The following is an 11,133-nucleotide window of genomic DNA, read 5'->3' as shown; positions in this document are numbered from 1 at the left end:
AATTAAAATCAATAGCTTAAAAAAACAAATCTTTTTCTTATCCGCCTACGTAAAAGGCTATTGCTAGTTTCGCTTTTTATATGTAATTTTGTTTTTATTGTTTACATAAAATTACATGTTACTTAGCAAGTGAAGTTAGGCATCACAAGACCAAGCATCAAAATCATCAGATATATTTCACCCAGCGTGGAACTGCCCCCATTCCAAGGAGAGATGTTTATGAAATGCGTTCAGCGTCTGTTTGCCAAAACTGCGATCGCGACTGTGTTAGCTGTAGGCCTATCGCAATCAGCTACCGCATCTGCATGCAGTACTGAGCCTTACATTGGCTCTATTTGTTATATGGTCACCAGTTATTGCCCAGAGGGATATCTTCCTGCAAATGGACAAACGGTGACTATCAATCAATATCAGGCGCTTTATGCCTTGATCGGAAATATTTGGGGAGGCTCTCTACAGCAAGGTAACTTTGCGCTCCCCGACATGCGTGGGCGCGTACCGGTAGGGGTTGGACAAGGGCCAGGGTTAGCCAATGTCACTCGTGCACAAGTCTTTGGGGCAGAGAATGTCGCATTGACGACAGGTAATGTTGCCCCACACATACATCCGGCTACCATTACCGCTTCAGGAAGCGTTAATGGTACGGCTTCTATCGCTATTCCTGTGGTAAACGGTGCGGCAACGACTAACGTACCAGACAACACGACATCATTGGCGACAACGTCTCCTTCGTTTGATTTAAGCTCGCTTGGGGGAGCTGATTCACCAGCGAAAATTTATAGTAATGCCTCACCCACCACCACGTTGAAGCCATTTTCCGCCCCGTTTAGTGCGACTAGCCTAACAGGTATAACCATTTCCCCTAATATTGGCGGCACACCTTTCAGTGTTCGTAACCCCAGTGTGGGGCTAACGGCGTGCATAGCGGCTATAGGCATTTTTCCTGTAAACCCAAACTAATAACCACGCGCTTCCCTCATTTTCAGGGGAGCGCAACATTTGTAAGATTTTGAAATTAAAAGCGTAATATGTAATCTAATGATGGGCATAGGAGTGGTCTGTTTGTACGCACGATGGCAAGCGTACCGATAGTCCGTATTTAGTGATGACTTCCCGCTATTAGCTGTAGAAAAATTATACGTACTAACACCACTCTGGAGTATGTCTTATGCTGTGGCGCCAATTATTCAGTAAGAAAAGTGACCATCCAACTGACCACATTGAGCAGGATTATTCCACTCCTCTTGGTTGTGTCCTTGAATCCCGCGTCTTATTTGATGGCGCAATAGCCGCAACGGCTACTCAGGCCGAAACCGGTAATTCGAGTGACGCCACAGCCTCTTCTCATCCTGCACAGACTGCAAACCATTCTGCTGAGGCCGCATCGGAGAACAGCACATCATCCGATCAGAATAGTGCTACTCATGACATCACGACTGACGTCGTTGTACAGGCGGTTGCAGGCGAAACAACACGCAAAGAAGCCGTGTTTATTGATACGGCGCTGACGGATTACCAAACACTGGTCAATAGTGTCCCCACTGGGGTTGACGTATTTTTATTGGATAGCAGTAAAGACGGCCTGACTCAGATGGCGGCATGGGCTGAAACCCATACTGGTTACGATGCGATCCATATATTGAGCCATGGCAATGAAGGACAGGTTCGCCTTGGTAATCTGACGCTTGATAGCGCTACGGCAGAGGCTCGTTCGGCCGACCTAGCTAAACTCGGCACAGCGTTAACACAGGATGGCGATCTGCTGCTCTATGGCTGTGATATTGCACAGGACACAGGAAAAAGTTTTGTCTCTTTACTCTCACAGCTCACTCAGGCAGATATTGCAGCCTCGGATGATTTGACTGGCGCAACGGCCAAAGGGGGAGACTGGCAACTGGAAACAACGGTCGGCAAGATAGAGACAACCGACGCGGCACTGGGGACCATCGCGCAAGAATACAATAGCTTGTTGGCTTCCCCAACGTATGGCACTAACGATTTCTCACAGTTCTCAGGCACGACGTCATTTGTCAACGTCCAACCGGGTCTCCAAACTTATGACGACCCCAACAACGGTTTTACCTACGTTGCTAACAGTACTGGCAATGTAACAATTCAAACTGTTTCACTTAGCGGTAATCAGGTTCTGAATACGATTGTTACTCCTGGGGGAAATCTTAACTATTTTGCGTTTAAATCGACGGATGGCAGCGAGTTCAAACTATCGAGTATTGATCTTAGAGGGCTAGGTAATTACGCATCAACGTTCACCATCACTGGCTATAAAGACGGTAGCGCGGTGGCAGGTGTAACGCAAACCATCACCCTCACGACAACATTCCAGACGGCGACACTCTCCAATGCATTTCAAAATATTGACGAGGTGAGATTAACAACAACAGCAACCGGTAACGGTACTGTTACATGGGATAATATCGTCACCGCACCTCTCGCTGCGTCCACCGATAACGTTCCCAGCGTCACAGCCACTGGGACCAACCCCACCTATACCGAGAACGGCACGGCTGTCGGCCTGTTTACTGGTGTCAGCGTCGATACCCAAGATACCGGCCAGACTTTCACCAGTGCGGCATTCACCGTTAGCAACGTTGCGGGCAGCACCGAATACCTGACCCTTCACGGCATCAATGTCGCGCTCAGCAACGGTAACAGCGTCTCGCTCGGCAGCGGCTTTGGCACCGCCAGTGTCAGCCTGAGCGGCAGTATCGCCACCGTCAGCATCACCGGTGCCACGCTAAGCAACAGCGACATGGGCAGCCTGCTGTCCGGCATGACCTACGGCAACAGCAGCGACAACCCCGGCAATGCCACACGCACGGTCACGCTGACGCAACTGACCGATTCCGGCACCAGCAACAATACCGTTGCGCCGAATATCAGCAGCGCCATCACCGTGGTGCCGGTGAACGATGCACCGACCGATATTACGCTCTCTGCCACCACCTTTGCGCAATCGCTCGGCAGCAACGGCACTGTTGCCACCCTGACGGCGACCGATGTGGATTCCTCGGTGTTTACCTACAGTCTGGTGAGTGGCAGCGGCAGTACCGATAACGCGCTCTTCACCATTAGCGGCAACACCCTAAAAGCAGTCAACGCCACTGGCATGGCAGCGGGAACCTACTCGGTACGCCTACAGGTATCTGACGGTGCCGCTACCTATGACAAAGTGGTGTCATTGGTGGTGGTAGATGATATCGCCCCCACGTTTGACCAGTCACCCAGCGTGTCCAACGCCACCGCGGGCGGTTTTAACCTGAGCGGCAGCCTCACTGAAACTGGCAATGTGTATTATGTGGTGGTGGCTGACGGTGCCAGTGCCCCAACCGCGACGCAAGTGATCGCCGGGCAAACCGCCACAGGCAGCAGCGCCACCGCCTCCGGCAGCCAGGTGCTGGGTTCTTCGCCATTCAACTTTAGCTTTACCTTGGCCGGCCTTGCCGCCAGCACTGCGTATGATGTGTATGTGGTGGCGAGGGACAGTGCAGGTAATAATACGGTCAGTGTAGTTAAGGTTGATGCCACCACGACCAGCGCGGGCACAGCGCCGACACTCAGCGCCACTGGCAGCAACCCGGTATTTATCGGCGGTATGGCGGGTTCGATTGATCTGTTCAGCGGTGTCAGCGCCAATACCAACGACAGCGGCCAGACCTTTAGTTCGCTAACGTTGACGGTTTCCAATGCCACCGACAGCGGCGAATTTATCAACGTTGGCGGCAATAACATCAGCCTGAGCGCCAACAATTCCGGCACCCTGACCGGTATCGGCAGCTACAGCGTGACACGCTCCGGTAACACCGTCACCCTGCAATTGAGCGGCATGAGCGCCAGTAACAGTGAGATCGCCGGACTGGTGGATGGCTTGCGCTATGGTAATACCAGCGCCAGCGCCACCGCGGCTACGCGCGCTGTCACCCTGAGCGCGGTCAGCGACAACGGCAGCAGTAACAACAGCACAGCACTCAACCTGACCTCAAGCGTCAACGTGCTTACCAGCAACAGCGCCTTGTTTGTCACCGCCGGGGATGATATCGGCGACAATGCAACTTTCGGCAGTTCGGTGCAAGAGGATGCCAATGACGGCGGCGGGCTCAGTCTGCGTGAAGCCCTGTATTGGGCAAATAACACGGCGGGTATTGACCGTATTGTGTTCCAAACCGACGTGACGCTGGCCAGTTCGCTGCTATCGCCGACCGACAGCGTACTGATTGACGGCCAGAGTTTCACCCTGAACGGTGGCGGCTATTCCGGTTTTCAAATCGTTACCGGGTCGATCACCCTGGCCATCCAAAACCTGACACTGACCAATTTCACCACCGATTACAGTACCGACACCGGCGGCGTGTTTGGGATCAGCTACAGTGCCAGCGATGTCAACTTCCGGCTGTACAACGTGGATATTTCAGGCAACCGTGACACCATGTTCGGCAATGGCGTCTTCGACCTGTTTAACATTGCCCCCGGCAGCTACAACTTCGATTTTGACCGGGTGAATATTCACGACAACCTGATGATTGGCAATTTGAATGAAGGGGTGATCAGACTGTTTGTGTCCAGTACCCAGCAAACAGTGTCCCTGTCGATCACCAATTCCGCCATCACCAACAATACCGGTATTAACCCGGCAGGCAGCACCTTCGGTATCAGTGGGTTGTGGTTAACCGGGAATCAGGGTAACCCCACCAGCACCCACATCAGCCTGATCAACACCACCATTACCGGGCAGGACAACGGCATCGTCTTCGAATTTATCAATAATGCCCTCAATTGGGTCGCCAGCGTGCGCAATTCCATCATCACCGGCACCAGTCAGGATATTGTCGCCTACACCCCAACGGGACAACCCGCCGGCGGCAGCTACACCTTGTACGGTGGCAACAACATCCTGAGTGGCAGCGTGAATCAGGTGTCGTCATCCGATCCGCGACTGGCCGCCACGGCCAGCAATGCGATTAATCAAGGCAACCGTTTCTATGTTACGGGTGAGACAGATGTACGCGGCTTGGATAGGGTACGGCAAGGCGCCATTGATATTGGCGCTTATGAATCGCAGTTTGCTGCTGGTACCGCCCCGCAGGTCGATTTGAATGGCAGCACCACAGGCAATAATTACTCCACGACGGTACCCGCCGCTTCCGCCGCTACGGGCATTTCTGTGACGGATGCCTTAGCAACCCTGAGTCAAACCGACGGGGATTCCCGCCTCTGGACGCTGACGCTCAATTTGGCAGGAACGACAGACGGTAGCAGTGAGTCCTTATCCCTTTCACGGCAGGCATTGCTCGCTGCCCATGCTGCCGGCATCAACGTAACCGGCAATGGTAGCCAGACGCTGACGCTGACAGGCGGTGCGACGCAGGAAGCCTTCCAGATCGCGCTACGTGCCATTGTGTATGCCAACGTAGCCGCTACGCCAACGGCAGGAAATCGGACCGTATCGGTAACGGCCAATGATGATGCCAGTAGCACCGCAACCTCTACCTTGACATTGACTGCGAGTAACAATGCGTCTCCGGTAGTGTCCGGCACGATTGCCGCGCAGAGCATTGCACAAGGGGACACTCTGAATGTCACCTTACCCGCCGGCACCTTTACCGATCCGGATGGCGATACCCTGACGCTCAGTGCCACGCTGGCGGACGGCACCCCGCTGCCATCCTGGCTGTCGTTTAACCCGGCCACCGGCACCTTCACTGGCACACCAGACAATGGGGATGTGGGCAGCCTGACCATCAAGGTCACCGCCACCGACGGCAGCAATGCTTCGGTCAGCACCACCTTTGGCCTGACCGTCACCAACGTCAACGATGCCCCAGTGGTCTCCGGCACCGTTCCGCCACAGAGTGTTGCGCAGGACAGCGGCCTGAACTTCACGCTCCCGTCGGGACTTTTTACCGATGTGGACGCGGGCGATACCCTGACGCTCAGTGCCACGCTGGCGGACGGCACCGCGTTGCCAGCCTGGCTGTCGTTTAACCCAGCTACCGGCACCTTCACTGGCACACCAGACAATGGGGATGTAGGCAGCCTGACCATCAAAGTCACTGCCACCGACGGCAGCAACGCCTCGGTCAGCACCACCTTTGGCTTGACCGTTACCAATGTGAATGATGCTCCGGTGGTCTCAGGCACCGTTCCGCCACAGAGTGTTGCGCAGGACAGCGGCCTGAACTTCACGCTCCCGTCGGGACTCTTTACCGATGCGGACGCGGGCGATACCCTGACACTCAGTGCCACGCTGGCGGACGGCACCCCGCTGCCAGCCTGGCTGTCGTTTAACCCAGCTACCGGCACCTTCTCCGGCACACCGGCAAATGGGGATGTGGGCAGCCTGACCATCAAGGTCACCGCCACCGACGGCAGCAACGCTTCAGTCAGCACCACCTTTGGCCTGACCGTCACCAACGTTAATGAAGCCCCTGTCGTCTCCGGCACCGTTCCGCCACAGAGTGTGGCGCAGGACAGCGGCCTGAACTTCACGCTCCCGTCGGGACTCTTTACCGATGCGGACGCGGGCGATACCCTGACACTCAGTGCCACGCTGGCGGACGGCACCGCGTTGCCATCCTGGCTGTCGTTTAACCCAGCTACCGGCACCTTCTCCGGCACACCGGCCAATGGGGATGTGGGCAGCCTGACCATCAAAGTCACCGCCACCGACGGCAGCAACGCCTCGGTCAGCACCACCTTTGGCTTGACCGTTACCAATGTGAACGATGCTCCGGTGGTCTCCGGCACCGTTCCGCCACAGAGTGTTGCGCAGGACAGCAGCCTGAACTTCACGCTCCCGTCGGGACTCTTTACCGATGCGGACGCGGGCGATACCCTGACGCTCAGTGCCACGCTGGCGGACGGCACCGCGCTGCCATCCTGGCTGTCGTTTAACCCAGCCACGGGCACCTTCTCTGGCACTCCCGCCAGTGGTGATATTGGCAACCTGACCATCAAAGTCACCGCCACCGACGGCAGCAGCGCCTCGGTCAGCACCACCTTTAGTTTGACGGTCACCAACGTTAATGAAGCCCCGGTGGTCTCCGGCACGATTGCCGCGCAGAGCATTGCACAAGGTGGCAACCTGAATGTCACCGTTCCCGCAGGCACCTTTACTGACCCTGACGGCGATACGCTGACGCTCAGTGCCACGCTGGCGGACGGCACCGCGTTGCCAGCCTGGCTGTCGTTTAACCCAGCTACCGGCACCTTCTCCGGCACACCGGCCAATGGGGATGTGGGCAGCCTGACCATCAAGGTCACCGCCACCGACGGCAGCAACGCCTCGGTCAGCACCACCTTTGGCCTGACCGTTACCAACGTTAACGATGCCCCAGTGGTCTCCGGCACGATTGCCGCGCAGAGCATTGCACAAGGTGGCAACCTGAATGTCACCGTTCCCGCAGGCACCTTTACTGACCCTGACGGCGATACGCTGACGCTCAGTGCCACGCTGGCGGACGGCACCGCGTTGCCATCCTGGCTGTCGTTTAACCCCGCTACCGGCACCTTCTCCGGCACACCGGCCAATGGGGATGTGGGTAGCCTGACCATCAAGGTCACCGCCACCGACGGCAGCAACGCCTCGGTCAGCACCACCTTTGGCCTGACCGTTACCAACGTTAACGATGCCCCAGTGGTCTCCACGCCAATCCCGCCGCAAAACGTGGCTCAGGGGGGTGGCTTCAACTTTACCGTGCCTGACGGCACCTTTAGCGATCCCGATGGTGACACGCTGACGCTGAGCGCCACCCTCGCCAACGGGTCGCCGCTGCCAAACTGGTTACGCTTCGATCCTGCTATCGGCACCTTCTCCGGCACACCGGGCAATGCAGATGTCGGTACCTTGGTGATCAGGGTCACGGCCACCGACGGCAGTAATACGTCCATCAGCACCAGCTTTGGTCTGACGGTGACTAACGTTAACGATGCCCCGGTGGTCGCCACGCCAATCCCGCCGCAAAGCGTGGATCAGGGCGGTGGCTTCAACTTTACCGTGCCTGACGGCACCTTTAGCGATCCCGATGGTGACACGCTGACGCTGAGCGCCACCCTCGCCAACGGATCACCGCTGCCGAGCTGGCTGCGCTTCGATCCGACCATCGGCACCTTCTCCGGCACGCCGGGCAATGCAGATGTCGGCACCTTGGTAATCCGGGTCACGGCCACCGACGGCAGTAATACGTCCATCAGCACCAGCTTTGGCCTGACGGTGACTAACGTTAACGATGCCCCAGTGGTCGCAACGCCAATCCCGCCGCAAAGCGTGGCTCAGGGTGGTGGCTTCAACTTTACCGTGCCTGACGGCACCTTTAGCGATCCCGATGGTGACACGCTGACGCTGAGCGCCACCCTCGCCAACGGATCACCGCTGCCGAGCTGGCTGCGCTTCGATCCGACCATCGGCACCTTCTCCGGCACGCCGGGCAATACAGATGTCGGCACCTTGGTAATCCGGGTCACGGCCACCGACGGCAGTAATACGTCCATCAGCACCAGCTTTGGCCTGACGGTGACTAACGTTAACGATGCCCCGGTGGTCGCCACGCCAATCCCGCCGCAAAGCGTGGATCAGGGCGGTGGCTTCAACTTTACCGTGCCTGACGGCACCTTTAGCGATCCTGATGGTGACACGCTGACGCTGAGCGCCACCCTCGCCAACGGATCACCGCTGCCGAGCTGGCTGCGCTTCGATCCGACCATCGGCACCTTCTCCGGCACGCCGGGCAATGCAGATGTCGGTACCTTGGTAATCCGGGTCACGGCCACCGACGGCAGTAATACGTCCATCAGCACCAGCTTTGGCCTGACGGTGACGAGCAGTTTTGTAAGCGGCGATCCTCAGTTCAAAGCCAACGACGGTCTTGGCCGGACGCCGTCAGTCAGCGATACACGCCCGTTGTTTACGCAAGATGCCACGATAGCACTGCCGGCATTGGATGGTCTGATTGCCAATCCATCGCTCGGCAGTTTCACCGTGGGTAACGACGGCGTACCGAAGTCAGTGATGTCTGCCATTTTTGCTACCGGACGCCAGAACACCGACGGAGGCCCCCTCCCAACGAGTCAGATGGCGGGCACTTTCGGACGTGGAGCCGCCAGCGGCATTGGCATTAACTTCGACAGCACACTAGGTTCCTTCCCCAGCTTCAGCAAAGATCCCGCTTTAGGCGGCACCTCATCGCTGGCTAGCACGTTCTCAGGGATCTATCTGCCTTCACTGACGCCAATGGAGGTCTTCTCCGGCGGCAGTTGGAAGGATATTCCGCTCGATGGGGCGAATAACGCAATGAATAACACTGATGACGGCACTGGGCGCTCGGTGGCATTTACGCCCTCGCTGCATCAGCAATTACAACAGATAGGTGATTCGAAACAGCAACGTCTTGCGGCCATTGAGCAAGCATTGCAGGAAAGTGGTCAGCAGCAGGGATAACCCTGCGCGGCAGCGCAGCAACGGCGATACGCAAGACGATCGCAAGAACAACCAGAACCATCACAAAAATAACATTGGTAATGATGATAATGACGAGGAGCGGAATCGTGTTAAAGGGTCGGAAACTATTTAGCCTTAGCGCCATCGTGCTAGCCGCCAGCGGCTGTGCCGTGACCACCCAGCCGATCAGCAAGGTCGAAAGCGGACAACGCAGCCAGCAAGACCGAGTCGCCATGTTCAGCCAGCAGGAGCCCGTCACGGCACCGATCACGCTGTATGATGCCATGGCACGTGCGCTGAAATATAACCTCGAATCACGCTTAAAAGTGATGGAATATGCGCTGAGCCAGCAGCAGGTGGAGCTAGCACGCTACGATATGTTGCCGAAACTGGCGGCATCAGCGGGCTACGTGGGGCGTAATAATATGAGTGCCTCCAGTAGCCGCAGCGTGGAAACAGGACGTACTTCTCTGGAACCTTCCACCTCACAGGACCGCGACCGAGATGTAGCCGATCTGACTATGGTGTGGAACGTGCTCGACTTTGGCGTCAGCTACGTGACCGCCCAGCAAAAATCAGATCAGCGCTGGATTGCCGAAGAGCGTAAACGCAAAGTCGTGCACACCATCCAGCAAGACGTACGCTCCGCCTACTGGCGCGCCGTGGCAGCTGAACGCTTATTGGGACAGATTGATGGCCTGATCGTCCGTGTCAACGCTGCGCGTGACGCGAGCGAACACATGTCGTCACAGCAGATTGGCGACCCCATTGAAGTCCTTAGCTACCAACGCGCCCTGATCGACGCCACACGCCAATTGGAGGAACAGCGTCGCGCACTGTCGCTAGCCAAGACTGAGCTGGCAACCTTGATGAACCTGCCATTGGATACGGCCTACAAGCTTGCGTTGCCACAAAGCGGTGACGAAACCGTACCGCAGCTGAATGTCGATGTGAAGGTGCTGGAAGAAGCGGCGCTGGTCAGTCGCCCAGAACTACGCGAGCAGGATTATCAGGTGCGAATTCATGCCGCTGAAACCCGTAAAGCGCTGCTGCGTATGCTACCCGGCGTGGAAATCAGCGCAGGTGGCCACTATGACAGCAACTCTTTTCTGGTCAACAACAGCTGGGCTGACGTCGGCGTGAAAGCCACCTGGAACCTGTTCAATCTGCTGTCCGGCCCAGCCGCGCGTAAAGCCGCTCAGGCTAACGAGTCCGTGTCGGAAATGCAGCGCCAGGCGATGTCACTGGCAATTATGGCACAGTTATACATCGCCCGAGCCAACTTCAATGAGGCGCAGCGACAATATAAAACCAGTTCAGAATTGCGCAATCTTGACACTAAAATCGTCGAACAGCTGAGAAACCGCTATAAGGCTAACAGCATCGGTGAACTACAGTTGATTCAAGGTGAGCTGAACGCACTCAACGCCAGTTTGCGTCAAGATCTGGCCTATGCAGAACTACGCAATAGCTACGGCCAGATATTCTCAACGATCGGACTGGATTTGCTACCGAAAACCCTCCCGTCCAACAGCCTTGCAGATATCAGTCAGGCACTGCGTCAATCTGACACCAACTGGCAACAGGGCAAAATCAGTACATTGCAATCGTTCTGATACGCACTATTGTCGTGCCCGAAATACCATGTTTTACGCGATTAGGAGGGGCAGCAGCGCTGCCCC

General features: G+C 56.4%; 3 protein-coding genes. All 3 read left to right on the top strand.

Going from position 1 to position 11,133, the window contains the following annotated elements; genetic code table 11:
- The first annotated feature begins 219 nt into the window (after positions 1 to 219).
- The 3 genes from EO763_RS02655 (at position 220) to EO763_RS02645 (ending at position 11,067) form a co-directional block, all read left to right on the top strand.
- A complete protein-coding gene (locus EO763_RS02655) occupies positions 220 to 960 on the top strand; it encodes a phage tail protein (protein ID WP_103161892.1) in 741 nt (246 codons plus the stop codon).
- A gap of 208 nt (positions 961 to 1,168) precedes the next feature.
- Positions 1,169 to 9,451 carry a putative Ig domain-containing protein gene (locus tag EO763_RS02650; RefSeq protein ID WP_161528006.1) on the top strand — a complete coding sequence of 2,761 codons (8,283 nt, stop codon included), beginning with the start codon at positions 1,169 to 1,171 and terminating at the stop codon, positions 9,449 to 9,451.
- 107 nt (positions 9,452 to 9,558) lie between these two features.
- A complete protein-coding gene (locus EO763_RS02645; RefSeq protein WP_039493826.1) occupies positions 9,559 to 11,067 on the top strand; it encodes a TolC family protein in 1,509 nt (502 codons plus the stop codon).
- Positions 11,068 to 11,133 lie beyond the last annotated feature (66 nt).

It is taken from the genome of Pectobacterium odoriferum, from assembly GCF_009931295.1.
Taxonomy (GTDB): domain Bacteria; phylum Pseudomonadota; class Gammaproteobacteria; order Enterobacterales; family Enterobacteriaceae; genus Pectobacterium; species Pectobacterium odoriferum.
This window is presented reverse-complemented; position numbering and strand designations above follow the sequence as displayed.